This is a genomic window from Ruegeria sp. D3 (assembly GCF_056534465.1).
On sequence record NZ_JBQFPK010000001.1, the window covers coordinates 200,120 to 219,287 of the forward strand.

The 19,168-nt window shown below is 58.8% G+C and carries 17 protein-coding genes; 10 read left to right on the plus strand and 7 right to left on the minus strand.

The genetic code is table 11. The features are described 5' to 3' along the window. Positions 1-28: 28 nt before the first annotated feature. Positions 29-298, minus strand: a complete 270-nt coding sequence (locus tag ACR0DX_RS01010) for a hypothetical protein (protein WP_170354467.1) — start codon at positions 296-298, stop codon at positions 29-31. Further along, complete coding sequence (locus ACR0DX_RS01015; RefSeq protein ID WP_170354756.1) at positions 285-3,074, minus strand: [protein-PII] uridylyltransferase family protein; 2,790 nt, start codon at positions 3,072-3,074, stop codon at positions 285-287. Before ACR0DX_RS01015 ends, ACR0DX_RS01010 begins: the two co-directional genes overlap by 14 nt. A 185-nt stretch (positions 3,075-3,259) precedes the next feature. Between ACR0DX_RS01015 and ACR0DX_RS01020 the strand changes: the two genes are divergently transcribed. From ACR0DX_RS01020 to ACR0DX_RS01040, 5 genes are all read left to right on the plus strand, one after another. Beyond that, positions 3,260-3,682, plus strand: coding sequence for a DUF2852 domain-containing protein (locus ACR0DX_RS01020; protein ID WP_170354468.1), 423 nt, complete (start codon positions 3,260-3,262; stop codon positions 3,680-3,682). Positions 3,683-3,749: 67 nt separating this feature from the next. Further along, entirely contained in the window at positions 3,750-4,181 is a 432-nt protein-coding gene (locus ACR0DX_RS01025) for an RDD family protein (protein WP_170354758.1), read from the plus strand. 78 nt (positions 4,182-4,259) lie between these two features. After that, positions 4,260-5,084, plus strand: a complete 825-nt coding sequence (locus ACR0DX_RS01030; protein ID WP_170354469.1) for an arginyltransferase — start codon at positions 4,260-4,262, stop codon at positions 5,082-5,084. A 6-nt stretch (positions 5,085-5,090) separates the two neighbouring features. Then, positions 5,091-5,480 carry a VOC family protein gene (locus ACR0DX_RS01035; protein ID WP_170354470.1) on the plus strand — a complete coding sequence of 130 codons (390 nt, stop codon included), beginning with the start codon at positions 5,091-5,093 and terminating at the stop codon, positions 5,478-5,480. A 243-nt stretch (positions 5,481-5,723) separates the two neighbouring features. Beyond that, positions 5,724-7,082, plus strand: coding sequence for a dicarboxylate/amino acid:cation symporter (locus ACR0DX_RS01040; RefSeq protein WP_170527057.1), 1,359 nt, complete (start codon positions 5,724-5,726; stop codon positions 7,080-7,082). A 56-nt stretch (positions 7,083-7,138) separates the two neighbouring features. On the opposite strand, the gene ACR0DX_RS01045 is transcribed toward ACR0DX_RS01040, so the two are convergent. The 3 genes from ACR0DX_RS01045 to ACR0DX_RS01055 all read right to left on the minus strand — a co-directional run bounded on the left by ACR0DX_RS01045 (position 7,139) and on the right by ACR0DX_RS01055 (position 11,638). Then, on the minus strand, positions 7,139-9,493 hold the full coding sequence (locus tag ACR0DX_RS01045) for a TRAP transporter large permease subunit (protein ID WP_170354472.1): 2,355 nt from the start codon (positions 9,491-9,493) through the stop codon (positions 7,139-7,141). Between the two features lie 17 nt (positions 9,494-9,510). Continuing rightward, positions 9,511-10,437, minus strand: a complete 927-nt coding sequence (locus ACR0DX_RS01050) for a TRAP transporter small permease subunit (protein WP_170354473.1) — start codon at positions 10,435-10,437, stop codon at positions 9,511-9,513. 118 nt (positions 10,438-10,555) lie between these two features. Further along, positions 10,556-11,638 carry a TRAP transporter substrate-binding protein gene (locus tag ACR0DX_RS01055; RefSeq protein ID WP_170354474.1) on the minus strand — a complete coding sequence of 361 codons (1,083 nt, stop codon included), beginning with the start codon at positions 11,636-11,638 and terminating at the stop codon, positions 10,556-10,558. A gap of 248 nt (positions 11,639-11,886) precedes the next feature. Here ACR0DX_RS01055 and ACR0DX_RS01060 point away from each other — a divergent pair, with 248 nt between their 5' ends. Both ACR0DX_RS01060 and ACR0DX_RS01065 read left to right on the plus strand, forming a co-directional pair. Beyond that, a complete protein-coding gene (locus ACR0DX_RS01060; protein ID WP_170354475.1) occupies positions 11,887-13,320 on the plus strand; it encodes a cache domain-containing protein in 1,434 nt (477 codons plus the stop codon). Next, a complete protein-coding gene (locus ACR0DX_RS01065) occupies positions 13,317-13,964 on the plus strand; it encodes a response regulator transcription factor (RefSeq protein ID WP_170354476.1) in 648 nt (215 codons plus the stop codon). Before ACR0DX_RS01060 ends, ACR0DX_RS01065 begins: the two co-directional genes overlap by 4 nt. A 75-nt stretch (positions 13,965-14,039) precedes the next feature. Here ACR0DX_RS01065 and ACR0DX_RS01070 read toward each other — a convergent pair whose 3' ends face one another. Further along, the gene (locus tag ACR0DX_RS01070) at positions 14,040-14,423 is read right to left on the minus strand and encodes a bleomycin resistance protein (protein WP_170354477.1); all 384 of its coding nucleotides are present in this window, start codon (positions 14,421-14,423) and stop codon (positions 14,040-14,042) included. Between the two features lie 46 nt (positions 14,424-14,469). Then, positions 14,470-15,315 (minus strand): HalD/BesD family halogenase, encoded by an 846-nt coding sequence (locus ACR0DX_RS01075; protein WP_170354478.1) that lies wholly within the window; start codon positions 15,313-15,315, stop codon positions 14,470-14,472. A 424-nt stretch (positions 15,316-15,739) separates the two neighbouring features. On the opposite strand from ACR0DX_RS01075, the gene ACR0DX_RS01080 reads away from it, so the two are divergent. From ACR0DX_RS01080 to ACR0DX_RS01090, 3 genes are all read left to right on the plus strand, one after another. After that, the gene (locus tag ACR0DX_RS01080) at positions 15,740-17,491 is read left to right on the plus strand and encodes an acetolactate synthase 3 large subunit (protein ID WP_170354479.1); all 1,752 of its coding nucleotides are present in this window, start codon (positions 15,740-15,742) and stop codon (positions 17,489-17,491) included. 67 nt (positions 17,492-17,558) lie between these two features. Then, the gene (gene ilvN / locus ACR0DX_RS01085) at positions 17,559-18,119 is read left to right on the plus strand and encodes an acetolactate synthase small subunit (RefSeq protein WP_480844908.1); all 561 of its coding nucleotides are present in this window, start codon (positions 17,559-17,561) and stop codon (positions 18,117-18,119) included. A 290-nt stretch (positions 18,120-18,409) separates the two neighbouring features. Beyond that, the gene (locus tag ACR0DX_RS01090) at positions 18,410-19,156 is read left to right on the plus strand and encodes a helix-turn-helix domain-containing protein (RefSeq protein WP_170354481.1); all 747 of its coding nucleotides are present in this window, start codon (positions 18,410-18,412) and stop codon (positions 19,154-19,156) included. Positions 19,157-19,168 lie beyond the last annotated feature (12 nt).

The window sequence follows — 19,168 nt, forward strand, 5'->3', positions numbered from 1 at the left end:
TAGTGGCTCCGGCGCGCGGGGAAAAGCCCTAGCGGTTGCGGGATTTCCAGCCGCCCCGGCGTTTGGGTTTTTGTGCTGCCTGCAGCCCCTCGGCCAGCACCTGCGTCATCGGGTGATCCGCCTGCACCGCGTAGATCGAGTGCAGATCGGTCAGCGCCTGCGTCTGGTCCCGATCCGCAGGCAGGCTAAGCGCCCAATCCAAGAAGATACTGCGGCATTCGGGCAAAGTGATGCCCTCGATATTATATGCCTCGCGGATCAGGCCCTTGTGGTCGTTGGGGTCGTCACTGCGCGCCATGGGTATCCTCCGAAATCACGCGGCCGATGATCCCGGCGGCGGTGTCGTAACTGTCCTGCAGCGCGGCCTGAAGCTGGTCGACCTGTTCAAACCCGGTGGCCCGGCAAAGAAAAGCCGTACCGCCCTCGCCGATCTTGTCTGCCTCGATCACCTTGCCCGACAGCAGCCGGGCCGCGCATTGTACCGACCAGCATAGATCATAGCAGTCCTTCAGCGTTTGCGCCTGCGCGACCTCCAGCAGCCCGGCAGCGACCGCACCGTCCAGCCCCGTTTGCACATCGCGCTGCGGCAGACCGGACAGCAACGCGCCCGTCTCGGCCATAAGTTCGATATCCATCATCCGGCCCGGACCGTTCTTGGCATCCCAGATACCAGCCGGAGATTTGGCGGCGGCCAGACGGCTGCGCATCTCGGCTACCTCGCGCAGCACTTGCGCAGTATCGCGCGGGCGGGTCAGGAATTCAGCGCGGAAGGTTTCGATATCCTGCGCCAGATCAGCATTTCCAGCCACAACGCGGGCGCGGGTCAGGGCCAAGTGTTCCCAGACCCATGCCTCATTCTGCTGGTAGTTGGTGAAACTGGCCCAACTGGTTGCCACCGGCCCCTGATTGCCCGAAGGGCGCAGACGCATGTCGACCTCATAGAGCCGCCCCTGCGACATGGGCGCAGACAAGGCCGTAATCAAAGCCTGCGTGAACCGCGCGTAATAGGTACGCGTGGCCAGCGGGCGCGGGCCGTCGGACATGTCCTGATCCAGCGGGTCATAGATCACGATCATATCCAGATCGGATTGCGAATTGATCCGCCCCGCCCCGATCGAGCCCATGCCCAGCACCGCCGCCCCGCGTCCCGGCGCCGGCCCGTGTTTGCGGGCGAATTGCCCGGCCACATGCGGCAAAAGCGCGGCAATCACGGCACTAGCCAGATCGGCATAGTGCTGCCCGGCCTGCGCCCCGTCGATCAGCCCGCGCAGGTGGTGAACACCAATGCGGAAATGCCATTCCTTGCACCAGCGTCGGGCGAAATCTAGCTGCGTCTCGTAATCCGACTCTTGCGCCAGCGCCTGCTCCAGATCGGCCTGTAAGGCCGCCTGCCCCGGCCAGTCGTCAAAGAAGCTGCCGCCAATCACCGCGTCAAAAACCGAGGCATTGCTCGAAAGGTGCGTGGCCAGCGCGTGAGATGTCCCCACGATATCGACCAATAAATCGATCAGATGTGGGTTGGCCTCGAACAGCGAAAACAGTTGCACGCCTGCAGGCAAGCCCGACAGGAACCCGTCGAGTGCCAGAAGCGCCTCATCCGGTTTCGCGGTCTTGGCGAGGCGCGACAGCAGTTCTGGTTTCAGTCGCTCGAATATACGCGCGCCCCGTTGCGAGCGCAGCGCCGGATAGGTCGGCCAGCGCGCCATGACGCCTTCGTCAAAGGCGACCTCGGGGGTCGGCGCGGGGGCCGCAGCTCCGGGGGCGAAGAACCCTTCGGTCAGTTCATGCACCTCGGTCAGGCGGCGGGTCAGGTCGGAGGTCAGCTCGGCGCTTTCGATCCCCATCAGGCAGGCGACACGTTCGATACCTTCCGCAGATTTCGGCACTTTGTGGGTCTGCGCATCGTGGATCATCTGGATGCGGTGTTCGACGTCGCGATGAGCACGGTAATGGTCGGTCAGCTTGTCGGCGACCTCTGGCGGCACCCAGTCCTTTGCGGCCAGCGCGGCCAGCCCCGGCACTGTGCCGCGGACGCGCAGATCGGGGTCACGCCCTCCGGCGATCAATTGGCGGGTTTGGGTGAAGAACTCGATCTCACGAATACCACCCTGCCCCAACTTCATGTCGTGGCCTGGAATGGTCAGAGCGCCGCCGGTCCCTTTATTCTCGCGGATGCGCAGTCGCATGTCGTGGGCGTCCTGGATGGCGGCAAAATCCAGATGCCGCCGCCAGACAAAGGGGCGCAGCGTGTCCAGAAATCGCTGTCCTGCTGCGATGTCCCCTGCACAGGGGCGCGCTTTGATATAGGCGGCACGCTCCCAAGTGCGGCCAAGGCTTTCGTAATACCGCTCGGCGGCCTCGGCGGCCATGCACACGGGCGTCACACCGGGATCGGGGCGCAGGCGCAAATCAGTGCGGAACACATAGCCATCGGCGGTTTTGTCGCTGAGCGTGGCGCAGAAGTTCCGCGTGGCACGCACCATGCCATGACGCGCCTCATAGAATTCATCCGGGTCAAACCGGGTCTCATCGAACAGCACGATCAGGTCGATATCCGAGCTGTAATTCAGTTCATGCGCGCCCATCTTGCCCATGGCCAGAATGATCATTCCGGCGGCGGTTTCAACGTCGTCCTCGCTCATGCCCGGCAACTTGCCTCGCCGGATCAGCGCCGCGATCTCGGCCTTGGCGGCCACATCCACCGCCAGCGCACCGAAATCCGTCAGCGCAGCCGTGACTTTCTCCAACGGCCACGCCCCCGCCACATCGGCCAGCGCGGTCAGCAACGCCATCCGTCGTTTGCCCTGCCGCAACCCCGGTTTCAGCTGATCCGGCGGCAGCGCGCGGGCGGCTGCCATCACCTCAGCCAGCGCCTGATCGGGCTGCTGCAACGCCCTGGCCAGCCAGTCTTTTTCCCGCTCGATCAACCCTTTGAGATACGGGCTAGAACCCGCGACACCCGCGATCAGCTCAGCCTGTTCCGGCGTCAGATCCGCAACCAGACCCCGTGTTTCATCACCCAACGCAGGATCGAACGGGCGTGGCAATCGCTGGATCGACAGAGCGGTCATGATGGGGCCTCCGGCGTGTTACTCCCCCCAAATGGCCTGATTTCAAAGGCTTGCACAAGTCCTAACTGCATCGCTGCGACGCCCCCTTAAAGCCAATGTAAAACATTTTTACATACACCCCTTGCAACCTGCCGCCCAACTCCCATCTATTCAATGTGAAAACAATTTACATCAACCCGGAGACCAAAATGACCGCACTATCCGACCCCGCCGTCCCTTCAAATCCGGGATGGCTGCACCGTATCGAGGCCTGGCTGGACGACAAGGGCAAAGGTGCCTGGATTGCCGCCATGGTACTAGGTTTCATCTTTTTCTGGCCTGTGGGCCTGGCCCTTCTGGCCTATATGATCTGGAGCAAACGCATGTTCAGCAAATCCTGCAGCCGCCGCACGTCCTGGAACAGCCACATGAGCGCGATGAAACCGTCGGGCAACAGCGCCTTTGATGCCTATAAGGCCGACACCCTGGCCCGGCTCGAGCGCGAACAGCAGGATTTCGAAGCCTTCCTGCGCCGCCTGCGCGATGCCAAGGACAAGGCCGAGTTCGATCAATTCATGGACGAACGCGCCCGTGACAACCACGATGCAGACGAAAGCGACGCACGCACCTGATCTGATCCTTGCCCTGCCCCGGTTTTCGGGACAGGGTGAACCCATTCAACGACGCGGATATCCCTATATGACTCATCTACCAGATCCAGATCGCCAACCGGAATTCTATCAATCGGTGGCGACCAAGCGCTTTGTCGCCTGGCTGTTCGATATCGCGCTGATATCGCTGCTTTGTATTGTTCCGATCTTCCTCACTCTGGGTGCGGGGTTGTTTTTCCTGCCTCTGATCTATGCCGTCATCAGCTTTGTCTACCGTGTCGTCACGATTGCGAACGGGTCGGCCACTTTGGGCATGCGTTTTATGGGAATCGAACTGCGCGATGCATTCGGCGCACGGATGGACCTGGGCAAGGCTATCGCCCATACAGCGGGATATTTCGTCAGCATGGCGATCTTTGTGGTGCAGGTCATCTCGGTCATCATGATGCTGACCAGTTCCCGCGGACAGGGCCTGACGGATTCCTTCCTTGGAACGGTGATGATCAACCAGCGCGCGTAATAGTAACCCTGTCGCGTGAATCACTTGGCGGCTCCGGGATCGATTGCTATCATCCCGGTCAGAAAACACGGGACTTTCATGCGACACACGCTGCCTATCGCGCCACAATTCTATGTGACGGCCCCACAGCCTTGCCCTTATCTTGAGGGCAGGATGGAGCGGAAGCTGTTCACAGCCCTACAGGGCGAAGGGGCGGATCAACTGAATAACTCGTTGTCGCAACAAGGGTTTCGCCGCTCCCAAAACGTCCTGTACCGGCCGTCATGTGCCGATTGCGCCGCTTGTCTGTCAGCCCGTATCGACGTATCCGCGTTTGCCCCCAGCAAAAGCCAAAAGCGCGCGGTAAAGCGAAACGCGTACCTGCAGCGCAAGGCCAATTCGCCTTGGGCCACCGATGAACAGTACGAGCTGTTTCGCCGCTATCTGGATACCCGCCATGCCGATGGAGGTATGGCCGATATGGACGTGTTCGAATTCGCCGCAATGATCGAGGAAACTCCGATCCGCAGCCGCGTTGTTGAATATGCGGACCCCGACACCGATAACCTGATCGCCGTCAGTCTGACCGATGTTCTGGATGACGGGCTTAGCATGGTCTACTCATTCTATGACCCGCATCAACCGCAAAATTCCTTGGGCACCTATATGATCCTTGATCATATTGACATCGCGCGCGAGGCCGGGCTGCCCTATGTTTATCTTGGATATTGGGTCCCTGGCAGCCCCAAGATGGGATATAAGGCCCGGTTTTCGGGGTTGGAGGCATATATTCAGGGTGAATGGGTCAAGGTCGGAAACCCGGCTGATCTTGCAGGATCGGGCCACCACCCTCTGTCGACCGCTCCGATTGCCGAACAAGTGGCGAATATTCAATTGCCTGACCGACACCCGACCAAAGGCTAAAGTCCCATGCGTCAGAGCCTGCATGCGGTGACCCTCGTGGTGCCAGACTACGATGCTGCGATCTCATTTTATACGCAGACCCTGAGATTTACGCTCGAGCAGGACATTGAATTGGGTGATGGTAAACGTTGGGTGCGCGTGGCCCCTCCCAACGCGCCCGAGGGATCCTTGCTGCTGGCCAAAGCGGCTGACGTCGATCAAAACAAGGCCATAGGCAACCAAACGGGCGGACGTGTCGGCTTTTTCCTGGCGACGGATGATTTTCAACGCGACCACGCGGCCATGACGGCGGCTGGCGTGACGTTCGAGGAAACCCCGCGTCGTGAACCTTATGGAACCGTCGCGGTCTGGCGCGACCCGTTTGGAAATCGCTGGGACTTGATTGAGTTCAGCTAGCGCTTGTTCCAGCATTTTGACTGTCACGGGGCAGATCCGTCAGAAAAGATGAACAATTATTAATCATCTAAATGGCGACTTCCCTACGCCCAGCGATTGAATCCTTACCCTACGTCACCAAGTAATCCTGACCCTCAGCCGTTCGACCCCGTTTAGATCCGCACGGCTGGGCTTCAATGACATAGCCCGTGATGCAACAGGTTCCCGACCTGCGGGTTTGGCTTTGGTAAAGGGAGACGGACAATGACACATGCTATTCGACGGCTGCTTGCGGCCAACCTGACGACGCAAATTCTGACAGCCCTTGCGCTTGGTTCAGCCCTTGGACTGGCCCTGAACTATTGGCACATACCGTTCCTTCAAGAGCATCTGGTCAACGGCCTGTTCAGCATGGTCGGCCAGATGTTCCTGAACGCGCTGCAGATGCTCGTCGTACCGCTGGTGGTGTTTTCCCTACTGTGCGGCGTGGTTGGGATTGGTGATCCCAAGGTCTTGGGGCGTGTCGGAGGGCTGACCTTTGTGACCTATCTGGCGACCACGGCGCTGGCGGTGATGACGGCGCTTGTGTTTGCCAACATCTTCAACCCGGGCATGGGATTTGACAGCCAGCATATGGCCAGCGCGGATGTGTCCGTCGCAACGCAGGATACCGCGTGGCAGATACTGGCAAACATCATCCCCAAGAACCCGGTTCAGGCGCTGGCCAATGGCGAAATGCTGCAGATCATCTTTTATGTGATCGTTGTCGGTATTGCGGTCCTGATGATCGGAAGCCGCGCCAAAGCCTTTGTCGAGGGCTGTACCTTCATGAACGAACTAGCGATGAAAATCGTCGAGATCGTGATGGCCTTCGCTCCGATCGGCGTCTTCTGTCTGATTGCCAAGACCTTTGCGCTGGAAGGTTTCGACCTGTTTGCCCCGGTCATCGGATACCTGGCGACCATCAGCCTGACGCTTGTCTTCCACCTCTGCGTGACATTGATGGTGCTGCTTTATGTCTGCACCGGTCTCAGCCCGCGCGCGTTTCTGCGCAAAATGCGCTCGGCGCAGGTGTTTGCCTTCTCGACCTCAAGCTCGAACGCGACGATCCCGGCCTCGATGCAGTGCGTGACCCAGCGCATCGGTGTGGACCGCTCGGTTGCCTCGTTCGGCATCCCTTTGGGCGCGACGATCAACATGGACGGAACTGCGATCATGCATGGGGTGGCGACGGTGTTCCTGGCCAATGCCTATGGGATTGATCTGGGCTTTGGTGGGTATATGACCATCATCTCGATCTCGGTTCTGGCCTCAATCGGCACTGCCGGAGTGCCTGGCGTGGGTATCGTGATGCTGGCCATGGTGTTGAATCAACTGGGAATGCCGCTGGACGGGATCGCCATCATCCTCGCCGTTGACCGGATCATCGACATGATGCGGACGGTGGTGAACATAACCGGCGACGCGGTTGTCACCACGATTGTCGCCCAGCGTGTCGGCAAGCTGGACAGGGCGGTATTCAATGACCCCGACGCTGGGACCCTGACCCCCGCCACGCTGGATATTGACCACGAGGCCGAAGCTGCTTTTGCAAAACTGACGCATCCCAAAGCCGAAGCCTGAACAAAAAAGACCGGAGGCCAAAGGGCCTCCGGTCTGTCATTCTTCTGTCTGCCCGATCAGTTCGGGATCAGATCCGGCACGATGGTCACGATGGTCGGGAAGAACCATAGGATACCAATCCCGACTACCTGAATCAGCACGAATGGAATGATCCCGCGATAGATATGACCTGTTGTGACCTCTTTAGGCGCAACGCCCCTTAGGTAGAACAGCGCGAACCCGAAAGGTGGCGTCAGGAACGAGGTCTGCAGGTTCACCGCCACCATGATCGTGACCCATTTCGGATCGAACGACCCGCCATAGATCACCGGGCCCACGATGGGGATCACGATGTAGATGATCTCGAGGAAGTCCAGCACAAAGCCCAGAATGAACAGCACCAGCATCACGATCAGGAAGACCGTGAACTCGTTGTCGAAACTGCGCAGGAACTGCTGGATATAGTGCTCACCCCCGAACGAGATCACCACAAGGTTCAGCAACTGCGAGCCGATCAGGATGGTGAAGACCATCGAGGTCACCTTGGCTGTCTCGCGCACCACGGGCGTCAGAACCCCGCTGGTAAACAAGACCCAGCAACCAAACAGCAAGCCGAACAGGGCAAATAGATAGGCGCCATAGGCCACGATAAAGGCAATCCAGGTCTCGACGCTGACATCGCTCTGGTTGATGCGCAGGTCAAAGTTCACACCCATCAGCAAGGCCACGATCACGGCCAAAGTCGCCCAGATGATCACCTTGGCCGAGCGGCCCTGATCCTGCAGCTTGCGGTACGCGGCCAGCATGATCGCCCCGCCTGCCCCCAGCGCCGCAGCGGGCGTCGGGTTGGTCACACCGCCCAGGATCGAGCCCAGAACCGCGATAATCAGAACCAGCGGCGGGAAGACCACGCGGATCAGATCATTGGTCGCGCAGCGCGCAGCGGCCTCTTTGCATCCATAAATGGCCAGCGCAAACGGCACCGCCATCAAGACAAAGGTCGCCCCCGAGGACGTGGTTGGCGCAATGAGCAGGACATCGACCAGCAGCATCAGCAACAGGCCGATGGCCCCTACGATCAGCGGCTGCGTCGGCTTCGATGGCGCAATGCCGCGACCCATGACCAGCGTCAGACCCAGCAGCACGACCATGACAGCCACACCCGTGCCGATCGGCGCAGCAGCAGCGATCTTGGCTTGTTGCGCAGCAACCAGTTCTTCTTCGGTCAGGCGTGTCGACTCGGCGGTGCCACCTGCGGCATCGATGGCCTCTTGCTCGGCCACGGCCTGATCCCAGGCCAATTGTCCGTGCAAGTCGATCATCGAGGCTTTGCATTCCTCAGACACGTTCGTGCGCAGCGATGCGCCCTCACCGATATCCGAGAAAGCCGAGACGCTGATGTTCTGGCTTCCGACAACACCAGCACTGCTCAAAACCATCATGCCCACGATCAGCGCAACCGGTGCACCCAGCAACCAGGTCAGACCTTCGGCACGGGTGATCGGCTCGCCACTACCGCCTGACATTTCAACGGCCGGGGCCTTTTCCGGATTCAGCAACGCATAACCAAAGGCATAAAGCGCATAAAGCAGCGCCAGCATGATCCCCGGCAGCAAAGCGGCTTGGAACAATGTCCCAACCGAGACCACCGCAGGCTCGCCCAGATAGGTCAGCGCGTCTGTACAGCCTGCATCCTGCGCGCGGGTTTCCTGCGCGGTCGAATACAGATCACCGGCCAGCGTCCCCAAAAGAACGATCACGATCGACGGTGGGATGATCTGCCCCAGCGTGCCCGAGGCCGCGATCACACCGGTCGCCAGTTCCGGCGAGTAGTTGTTGCGCAGCATGGTTGGCAGCGCCAGCAAGCCCATGGTCACAACGGTCGCGCCCACGATCCCGGTCGAAGCGGCAAGGAACGCCCCCACAACCACAATCGACACGGCCAGACCACCGGGCAGCGGGCCAAAGACACGTGCCATCGTGGTCAGCAGATCGTTTGCGATCTTCGAGCGTTCCAGCGTGATGCCCATCAGGACGAACATCAGAACGGCCAGCAGGGTTTCAATCGACTGACCAGCCAGAACGCGTTCGTTCATGCGGTTCACGATGAAGGACACGTTGCGGTCCAGCGCGGTTTCCCAGCCCTGCACAAAGACCGGCTCGGCGATCCTTGGTAAGTCCGGGAAGCGGAAAACCGACACCGTGTCGGGTTTGACGCCCGAATTCACGAGATCTCGGTAGGCTTGGGAGCCGGTATCAATTGCCTGGTGGATCAGCAGCCCGGCACTGTCCAGCGCTGCGATGATCCCGAAGGAAATGATCCCTGCCCCGCCGATGGCGAACGCCACCGGGAAACCGGATAGGATGCCTCCGAAAAGGCAGAAGAATACGATAATGAGGCCTATCTCGACGCCATCAAGTCCGAATAACATAGTCTGGGTCTCCGTCCCTAATGTGCGCCTTCGTAGGCTTCTTCACCCTCACCAAGGCTATCCTTGTCGAGGTATTTTCCTGTGCTCTCGGACCCTTCCGAGTATTCCAGGAACGAGCGGTAAAGGAATGCAATGGCGTGCAGGAACACCATGGCCGCAAAAGCCACCAGCAGGATCTTGAACAGGAAGTAGGCGTTGAACCCGTTGGGGCTGAAACCGATGGTTTCCACGTTCCAGCGCAGCGCGCGGGATTTGGCGACCAGGCGGTCCAACGTATCACTAGCCGAGGGTTTCGGCACGATCAGGTGCCGCCACATGAAGTACCAGCCATACATCCACGTCAGCACGGCCATAGGCATCATAAACAGAACCGCGCCGCACATGTCGACCACGCGTTTGGCCCGATGGCTGATGCCGGCATAGATCAGGTCAACGCGCACATGCCCGCCCTGCACGAATGTGTAGGTACAGCACAGGCAGACCACCATGGCGTTATAAAGTTTAAGTTCTTCCGCGAACCAGCTGATATCCTGAGTGAATGGTATACCAAGGCCAAAGGACATATCAGGGCGGGTAAACACCCGTTGCATGAAAACGATGATAATCTGCTGGATGACCATCAACAAACCGGCCCATGCAAAGAACCGGCCTGTGGTGTTCGCAAAGCCCTCAAGAACCCGCACCATCCCCCACATGAAATTGCGGTAGTACAGACCGACGGCGGTCAGAACCAGAAAGAAGGTGAAGATCACAAAGAAGAACTCGACCGAGCCACCGTAATAGACAAAGCGCATGATCGACGCCTTGTCTGACCAGTCTAGCCAGAGTTGCGGATGCGTGATGGCGTATCCGAAATTATAGAAGGCTTCGGCAATGTTCTGGATGAACCATACAAGTCCATTCCACAGGGCGCCGAAGAACGAGATACCGTTTTCGTCCTGCATGTTGTCCCCAGGTCGCGTCAGTTGCACCTATGATGCGCGGCTGTCCGAACCGCGCTGTTGCAACGGGAAAGGCTTCCCCACGCGTGGTGGGGAAACCGTTTGGTCGAAGAAACGCTGCTTAGCCGCGAACGCGGTCGCGCTGGGTGGTGTAGGCACCCGACGACAGGTTGTTCCATGCCGAAGACGCTGCCATCGACGACATTGCGCTGTCGTGGATTTTCTTGAATAGCTCGTCGCCCATGTTTTCGTCCAGAACTTCCTGGCTGGCCTGACCGAAGGCATCCCAGACGCTGTCGGGGAATTCCAGAACCTTCACGCCACCCGACTGCAGGCGCTGCAGCGCCGCGCCGTTGTTGGCCAGGAATTGCGCCAGGTTCCACTGGTGTGCTTCACCAGCCGCGATCTCGATGATCTTCTGCTGTGCAGGTGTCAGTTCGTCGAACACGTCACGGTTCGTTGCCAGCGACAGACCTGCGCCCGGCTCGTGGAAGCCCGCGGTGTAGTATGTCTTGGTGATTTCCTGGAAACCGGCTTTTTCGTCCGCCCACGGGCCAATCCACTCGGTGCCGTCAATCGCACCCGAGGACAGCGCCTGATACACTTCCGAGCCCGGAATGTTCTGAACCGATGCGCCCAGTTTGCCCAGTGCCTGACCACCCAGACCCGGCATGCGGAATTTCAGACCCTGGAAATCCTCGGGGCCGTTGATCTCTTTCGAGTACCAGCCGCCCGCCTGCGCACCGGTGTTCCCGGCCAGGAAGGATTTCAGGCCGAAGATTTCGCCCAGCTCGTCATGCAGCTCCATGCCGCCATCGTGGTAGTACCAGTTCACCAGTTCTTGCGCAGTCATGCCGAACGGAACAGCGGTGAAGAATGCGTAGCCCGGGTGCTGACCGACAAAGTAATAATCGGCAGCGTGGTACATGTCGGCCTGACCGGACGAAACGGCGTCAAAGACCTCGAACGCGCCAACCAGTTCGCCCGCGGCTTTGATTTCGACAGTCAGGTCGCCATCGGACATCGTAGTGATGCTGTCGGCGCAACGCTGTGCGCTGTCAAAAACGCCCGCCAGACCGCGACCCCACGAGGTCACCATGGTCAGGGTACGCTTGCCCTGTGCATAAGCCGGTGCTGCCAGCGTGGTGGCCGCAGCAGCCGAGCCGCCCAGAGCAGATGTTTTTAGAAATGAACGACGATCCATATGAGTGTTCCTCCCCTACATAGTTCAACCCCCGAACGATCTCGGGGCAGTCGTTTTCAGTGCGCGCCAGCCTAATGACAGGAATTTGAATGTGAATACCTACTACTACGTAGGTAAGCCGGTTTTTCTGCGGCGAGGCGTTGAAATTGCGGAAACGTCCAGTGTTTTCCGCTCAGGAACGATAGAAAAAAAACCGGTCGCGAGCAAAGATTTTGCATTTTCCCGCGCGCTTGCGTATCGATTCGTCCATGAAAGGATTTCGCAACCTGATCTCGCTGACCTATGGCCAGAAACTGTCACTTGTGGCAGCTATCCCGCTATTGGTGGCCGTGGCGGCAATTGCGTTCTTTGTTACTCAGGAAGCCCGCGCCACGGCCGAGCGCGAAATTCAGGCACTTGAACGTCGCCTGATCGAGGCCAAGAAGGAAGAACTGCGCAACTACGTCACTCAGGCCCGCAACGGGTTTGCCTATATCTATGGCCGCGCCACGCCCGACGACAAGGTCGCGCAGAATCTTGTGACACAGATCCTGTCGGCGATGATCTACGGTAAGGACGGATTCTTCTTCGTTTATGACTATGACGGCAACAACCTTGTCAGCCCGCGTCAGACGCAATTCATCAACCGCAACTGGGAAGGGCTGACCGACAGCGATGGCACCCCTGTTGTGGATGAGTTCATTCGCCTCGCCCGTCAGGGGGCAGGATGGCACAGCTTTATGTGGCAAAAGCCCTCGACCGGGGAAGAGGCGCAGATGATCGCCTATGTGGTCGGCCTGCAGGACTGGCGCTGGGCCGTGGGGACCGGTGTTTTCATCGACGATATCGTAGCAACCGTCGCGAATGCCCGTGCCGAGGTCGAGGCCCGTGTGCAGCGCACCTTTGGATACATCGGCGCTATCGTTTTGGCGGCTGTTCTGATCGTTTTCACATCGGGGATGCTGCTGAACGTTCGCGAGCGCAGGTTGGCCGACGCAAAGCTGAAAGAGCTGACCCAACGCGTTTTCGATGCGCAAGAGGAAGAGCGCGGCCGCGTGGCGCGCGAATTGCATGACGGGATCAGCCAGATCCTTGTGGGCGTGCGCTATGCGTTGGACAACGCCCGCAGGCGGTTGGAACGTGGCGATGATGCGGGCGCGCGTGACCCTTTGGGCAAGGGCATCGACCATCTGGGGTCTGCTATCACCGAAGTTCGTCGCATAAGCCGCGACCTGCGTCCCGGCGTTTTGGACGACCTCGGGCTTGGCCCTGCCCTCAAGGCATTGACCGATGACTTTAGGGACCGCACCGGAATCGACACCGAGTTCTCAACGGTTGTCTTCCGCAACCGTCTGGATCAGGACAGCAAGATTGCGCTCTACCGTATCGCGCAAGAGGCCCTGACCAATATCGAACGCCATTCCGGCGCAACTCGTGTTACGATAGACCTGCGCGGCCACAAAAAGGGCGCAACCATGCGGATCACCGACAACGGCCGCGGACTGCGCAGTGCACCCGGCGACGGCAGTACGGGGATCGGGTTGCGAAACATGCAGGAGCGTATCGAACAGCTTGACGGATCGCTGCGTATTCTGTCATCACGCGGCCCACGCAGCGGCACGGTGATCGAGGTCAGCCTGCCTCTCAGCCATTTGCTGCCGCCACAGGAAGACGCCACGCCCAACCGAAAGGCCGGTACATGAGCGACGCCACAATCCGTGTCCTTATCGTAGACGACCACCCGATGGTCGCCGAAGGGATACAGTCGATCCTCGAAAGCTACGACGAAATCACCGTTGTCGGAACGCTCAGCAGCGGGCAGGACGCCGTAGATCAGGTCGCTACTCTGGCACCTGATGTGATCTTGATGGATTTGAACATGCCCGGTATGGGCGGCCTCAGCGCGACCGAAATCATTCTGGAACGCCTGCCTCAAACCCGCGTTCTGGTCCTGTCCATGCACGACAGCCCTGAATACATTTCGACAGCCCTCAGTCACGGGGCCAAGGGATATGTCCTCAAGGATGTTCCGACGGACGAGATCAAGAAGGCCATCGATGCCGTCATGCAAGGCGAGCAATACCTGTGCACCGGGGCCAGCGGATCGCTGGAACCCAAAAGCGGTGGTGCGCGCGAGGCCCTGACGGGTCGGGAACAGACCATTCTATTGGAACTGGCGCAGGGAAAATCCAACAAAGAAGTAGCCCAAACGTTGGACATCTCGGTCCGCACGGTCGAGACCCACCGCAAGAACATCAAACGCAAACTGGGAATTTCTTCGACCGCCGGTCTGACTCGCTATGCGCTCGAGCATGGAGTCTTGCAGGGCACCAGCCCCGGTTTCTGACCGCAGCGCGGCACGCGCTGCCCGGCCCAACCGGCGGAGATGCGCCGCAGACGCATTGACAACGGGCGGGAGCACTCAGCCCCGTGGCCTGATGTCCTGACCGAAAAACACCAGCGTTCCATCTTCATCAATGACGTGAAACTCGCGCTGCTGATAGGGTTGGTCAAATGGTGGCCGCACGCGTCCCTCGGGCAAACTCTCCAACCCCGCGCGTAGGGTTTCATACAGCGCGTCAACATCATCCACGTCTATGTAGAACGATTGCTCGTCGCCTAACTGTCGTCGGTCTTCGCGCGGCGGGCATTCCAGCAAACGAATGGCCACTGGGCCAAGCGACAGAAACGCGTAATTGTCTTGCCGAAACCCGCAGGCAAACCCAAGAAGGTCGCAATAGAAGTCTATCTGCTTTTGCAACGAAGAGCACAATACAAATGGAGTGAGCTGCAATATTTCAGGCATACGCGCCTCCGGCGGAAAATCTATCTCACGCGCAGGCTACCACGTTTCAATCCAGCAATGGATCGTTTCTCAGCCCCTCCCGATCATGGTGATGTTGTAGCACCCGACCATAGAGCTGTTTGGTTCGCTCAACGCTGCCACACATCCCTTCGGCTTCGGCGAATGAGAAAATGCCGACGTAACGGCTGCGCGGCCCTTTCACAGGGGCCACCCGGTGCAACGCGTACCGCCCACGGAATATCTGCAGATCGCCAGGAAGCAGTTCCAATTCACGGACCCTTGCCCTGCTACCGTCAAGAATCGAAGCGACCGATTCAAACTGCTCGTCCTCGGCGGTGCGAAGGTTCGGGACGTATTCGAACGCACCTCCTGCCTCACCATTTTGAATGGCCAGTGTGACCGTGTAGTTGTTGGTGTCAAAATGCCATGGAAAACCCTGCCCATCCTCCACAACGTTGATGATCACATCCGCCAACGGGTCATCGTAGCGAAAGAACTTGTCTTCCGGTTCGTTCAGCGCCGCCCGGATAAAAGGCAAAAAAGGTTCAGACTCATATATACGCCTCAGCGGCCCGGAATTCGGGAAATTATCCGCAGGCACAAACGCGTTCGAACGATCATAAAACTGCCGCACCGGGTGGGATCTTTCCAGCGTAGGATCGTCCTGCGTGAAATAGGCGTTCGTCCGGTTGAACGAGCGATGGGCGTGACCTGCGACACGCTCAGCCTCTTGCAACAGCGACGCGACACCTTCGGCATGAACGAACCCCGGCATGACGGCGCAGCCATCCTGATCAAGTTCTTTTCGCAGATCGTTGATTAACTGCTCATATGCCCGCGAGTCCGGACAATCTATCGGATACCGTCCCAGATCAATCAGATCATGCAGCATGGCCTGCCTCCGTTGCCAGCAAAGGTCTGGGTAAGGTTGCCTCAGCTTTGAGCCGCAATCATGCTCGTTTCGGACATCGTCGTGACGCTTTTGAGCACAAGCGAAACAGGCGAATGCAGGGAATCAGCACCCCTATTTCGCAAAAATTCCAGACATGCGGCAATCTGCGCAATAAAATGTCGCAAAATTCACTGCCTGAGATAGAAAATTGGTGCGATTGCCTGTTGACGCCCCGTCGCGCCGCCCATAATGTCCCTGCACGCAAAAAAGGAGCCTCTGGCGATGAAAGCGCTAGTCGTAATCGTAGGAAACACGCGCATGGGCCGGTGACGGTAAACCATAATCCAACCCATGCGCCTCCGAAAATCTCGGGGGCTTTTTTTTGGCAACACGCAAGACACATGTCGCGAACGGAGCAAAGCAGATGACACGTGAGATGACCGGCGCAAAGATGGTGGTTCAGGCCCTCAAGGATCAGGGCGTGGACACGGTATTCGGATACCCCGGCGGCGCCGTGCTACCGATCTATGATGAGATTTTTCTGCAAAACGACATTCGTCACATTCTGGTGCGTCACGAACAGGGGGCCGTACACGCCGCCGAAGGCTATGCGCGGTCGACCGGCAAGCCCGGCGTTGCGCTTGTGACATCCGGCCCCGGTGCCACCAACGCGGTGACCGGCCTCACCGACGCACTGCTGGATTCGATCCCTATCGTCGTTTTGACCGGTCAGGTGCCGACCTTCATGATCGGTTCGGACGCGTTCCAAGAGGCCGACACCGTTGGCATCACCCGCCCCTGCACCAAGCATAACTGGCTGGTGAAGGACACGGACTCGCTGGCCGAGACCATGCACGAGGCGTTCCACGTCGCCACCTCCGGTCGCCCCGGCCCGGTGCTGATCGACATCCCGAAAGACGTGCAGTTCGCCTCAGGTGAGTATTCCGGGCCGAAACCCTCGACCTCGCATTACCAACCGGTTCTGAAAGGCGATCTGGAAGAGATCACCGAGCTGGTCGCGGCGATTGAAACAGCCAAAAAGCCCGTCTTCTATACCGGCGGCGGCGTGATCAACTCGGGCCCTGCCGCCAGCCAATTGCTGCGCGAGCTTGTGGATGCGACCGGCTTTCCCATCACTTCGACCCTGATGGGCCTGGGCTCTTATCCAGCCTCGGGCAAGAATTGGTTGGGTATGCTGGGTATGCACGGCCTGTATGAGGCCAACCTTGCGATGCATGACTGTGACCTGATGATCAATATCGGCGCGCGGTTTGACGACCGGATCACCGGGCGGATTGATGCGTTCTCGCCGAATTCGAAAAAGGCGCATATCGACATTGATCCCTCGTCCATCAACAAGGTGATCCGTGTGGATATCCCGATTGTTGGGGACGTGGCCCATGTGCTGGAGGATATCCTCAAGGTCTGGAAAGCGCGTGGGCGCAAGACGGATGCGGCTGCCGTTGCCAAGTGGCAGGAACAGATCAGCGACTGGCGCAAGGTCAATTGTCTGGCCTACACCAACAGCGAAAAGACGATCAAACCGCAATACGCCCTGCAACGTCTTGAAGAGCTGACTAAAAACCACGACCGCTATATCACGACCGAGGTCGGCCAGCACCAGATGTGGGCCGCGCAGTACCTCGGTTTCGAAGACCCCAACCGCTGGATGACATCGGGCGGTCTGGGCACGATGGGCTATGGCACCCCGGCCTCGATCGGTGTGCAGATGGCGCATCCCGACGCGCTGGTAATCAATGTCGCGGGTGAAGCCTCGTGGTTGATGAACATGCAGGAAATGGGCACCGCCGTTCAGTACCGCCTGCCCGTGAAACAGTTCATCCTTAACAACGAGCGTCTGGGCATGGTACGCCAGTGGCAGGAATTGCTGCATGGCGAGCGGTACTCGCATTCGTGGTCTGAGGCCCTGCCTGATTTCGTCAAACTGGCCGAGGCGTTCGGGGCCAAGGGCATTCTGTGTTCCGACCCGGCCGATTTGGATGACGCGATCATGGAGATGATCAACTATGACGGCCCAGTGATCTTTGACTGCCTTGTTGAAAAGCACGAGAACTGCTTCCCCATGATCCCGTCGGGCAAGGCCCATAACGAGATGCTGCTGGGCGAGGCCGAGACGCAGGGCGTGATCGACTCCAAAGGTTCGGTTCTGGTTTAACAAAATTCGTCGAATTTTGTCGGGCGCTCCGGTGCCCGGCTTTCGCAGGATGATGAAAGGGACGTAAATGTCTGCCCTACATATCAAAAAAGGCTCCACCCGCCATTCGGCCTATAACCTACGGCCGACCTTTTCGGACGTGCAGGAGCGCCACACGATTGCGGTTCTGGTCGAAAACGAACCCGGCGTTCTGGCCCGCGTGATCGGCCTGTTTTCGGGCCGTGGTTACAACATCGAAAGCCTGACCGTGGCCGAGGTCGATCACACCGGCCACCTGAGCCGCATCACCATCGTCACCACCGGAACCCCACAGGTGATCGAGCAGATCAAGGCGCAGCTGGGCCGCATCGTGCCCGTGCATAAGGTGCATGACCTGACGGTCGAGGGCCCATCGGTCGAGCGGGAACTGGCGATCATCAAAGTCGTCGGCGAAGGCGACAAGCGGGTGGAAGCGCTGCGTCTGGCAGATATTTTCCGTGCCAATGTGGTCGACAGCACCTTGAATTCATTCATCTTTGAGATCACCGGTGCGCCGGACAAGATCGACGCCTTTGCCGACCTGATGCGCCCGTTGGGTTTGATCGAGATCGCCCGCACAGGTGTCGCCGCACTGCTGCGCGGCGACTGAATATTCTGTCCCGTCCACTGCGCGTACGTAGCGGACGGGACAACTCGGGTTTGATGGCGGCCACACGCGTTTTAGCAATGTGTTGCCCAAAACGAGCCAAAACACCAAAAATTCCATACAATATACTTAAAAGACTATTGCTTTTACGCATCAGGACGTTAGCCTCGTCTTGTGACGTGGCGTTGGGATGCGCTGGTCAGGGTCCTCAGTACGATTGAAGCGCGATTGTCCGGTCTATTGCTCGGACAAACAGGGTGAACACGGCAACACATAATAAGACCGGGACAGAAATGACCAACGAAACCCGCAGCCCGGCTGAGCTGCGCAAGATGTTCGGTGATAATCTTCGACTGCTGGCATCGGACTACCCCTCGATTTCTGAACTGTGCCGTCAGCTTGGGATCAACCGCACTCAGTTCAACCGGTACCTTGGCGGAGAGAGCTTTCCCCGGCCCGACGTGCTTAATCGTATTTGCTGTTTTTTCGACGTGGACGCACGTATTCTTCTACGACCCCTTAACGAAATCGATCTGCCGGCCCCTCATCCTGCTGCAACGGCTCTGACAGAATTTCTGGGTTCCGGGCCCGGCACTCTGACCGAGGACCTTCTGCCCGCTGGTTTTTATTATGTCTCGGAAACCGCTCTGGACGGGGCGCAAGCGACACGGTACCGCGTGATCCATGCGCGGCGCTTGCCGCAATGCACCATGATCCGCAGCTACGAACCGCCGACGGCCAGCGAGGCGACCTCGCCTGAATTGCGCGAAGTTCAGGGCATCGCCGCCTGCGCAGGAAGCCAAGTCTACATATTGATGTCGAACCGTACGGCGCAAAACAGCAAAATTTACCTGATGACTCGCTGTGGAGGAGATCAGCCGGACACCTGGCGAGGTGTTGCGATTTGCTTATCCAAAACCACGGCCAACGAGACAACCATGCGTCGCTTGAATTTGCGTTACCTTGGTACACAACCAGCCGCAGCCATAAGCGCGGCCCGCACCGCCCGACGTGCGCATACCATGGCCTTGAACGCTTAGAATAAACGTGGG

What these genes read in the sequence shown, in the direction of transcription:
- ACR0DX_RS01010 (WP_170354467.1), bottom strand. Translation starts at nt 298, where the DNA reads ATGGCGCGCAGTGACGACCCCAACGACCACAAGGGCCTGATCCGCGAG.
- ACR0DX_RS01020 (WP_170354468.1), top strand. Translation starts at nt 3,260, where the DNA reads ATGACCGCACTATCCGACCCCGCCGTCCCTTCAAATCCGGGATGGCTG.
- ACR0DX_RS01025 (WP_170354758.1), top strand. Translation starts at nt 3,750, where the DNA reads ATGACTCATCTACCAGATCCAGATCGCCAACCGGAATTCTATCAATCG.
- ACR0DX_RS01030 (WP_170354469.1), top strand. Translation starts at nt 4,260, where the DNA reads ATGCGACACACGCTGCCTATCGCGCCACAATTCTATGTGACGGCCCCA.
- ACR0DX_RS01035 (WP_170354470.1), top strand. Translation starts at nt 5,091, where the DNA reads ATGCGTCAGAGCCTGCATGCGGTGACCCTCGTGGTGCCAGACTACGAT.
- ACR0DX_RS01040 (WP_170527057.1), top strand. Translation starts at nt 5,724, where the DNA reads ATGACACATGCTATTCGACGGCTGCTTGCGGCCAACCTGACGACGCAA.
- ACR0DX_RS01045 (WP_170354472.1), bottom strand. Translation starts at nt 9,493, where the DNA reads ATGTTATTCGGACTTGATGGCGTCGAGATAGGCCTCATTATCGTATTC.
- ACR0DX_RS01050 (WP_170354473.1), bottom strand. Translation starts at nt 10,437, where the DNA reads ATGCAGGACGAAAACGGTATCTCGTTCTTCGGCGCCCTGTGGAATGGA.
- ACR0DX_RS01055 (WP_170354474.1), bottom strand. Translation starts at nt 11,638, where the DNA reads ATGGATCGTCGTTCATTTCTAAAAACATCTGCTCTGGGCGGCTCGGCT.
- ACR0DX_RS01060 (WP_170354475.1), top strand. Translation starts at nt 11,887, where the DNA reads ATGAAAGGATTTCGCAACCTGATCTCGCTGACCTATGGCCAGAAACTG.
- ACR0DX_RS01065 (WP_170354476.1), top strand. Translation starts at nt 13,317, where the DNA reads ATGAGCGACGCCACAATCCGTGTCCTTATCGTAGACGACCACCCGATG.
- ACR0DX_RS01070 (WP_170354477.1), bottom strand. Translation starts at nt 14,423, where the DNA reads ATGCCTGAAATATTGCAGCTCACTCCATTTGTATTGTGCTCTTCGTTG.
- ACR0DX_RS01075 (WP_170354478.1), bottom strand. Translation starts at nt 15,315, where the DNA reads ATGCTGCATGATCTGATTGATCTGGGACGGTATCCGATAGATTGTCCG.
- ACR0DX_RS01080 (WP_170354479.1), top strand. Translation starts at nt 15,740, where the DNA reads ATGACACGTGAGATGACCGGCGCAAAGATGGTGGTTCAGGCCCTCAAG.
- ilvN (WP_480844908.1), top strand. Translation starts at nt 17,559, where the DNA reads ATGTCTGCCCTACATATCAAAAAAGGCTCCACCCGCCATTCGGCCTAT.
- ACR0DX_RS01090 (WP_170354481.1), top strand. Translation starts at nt 18,410, where the DNA reads ATGACCAACGAAACCCGCAGCCCGGCTGAGCTGCGCAAGATGTTCGGT.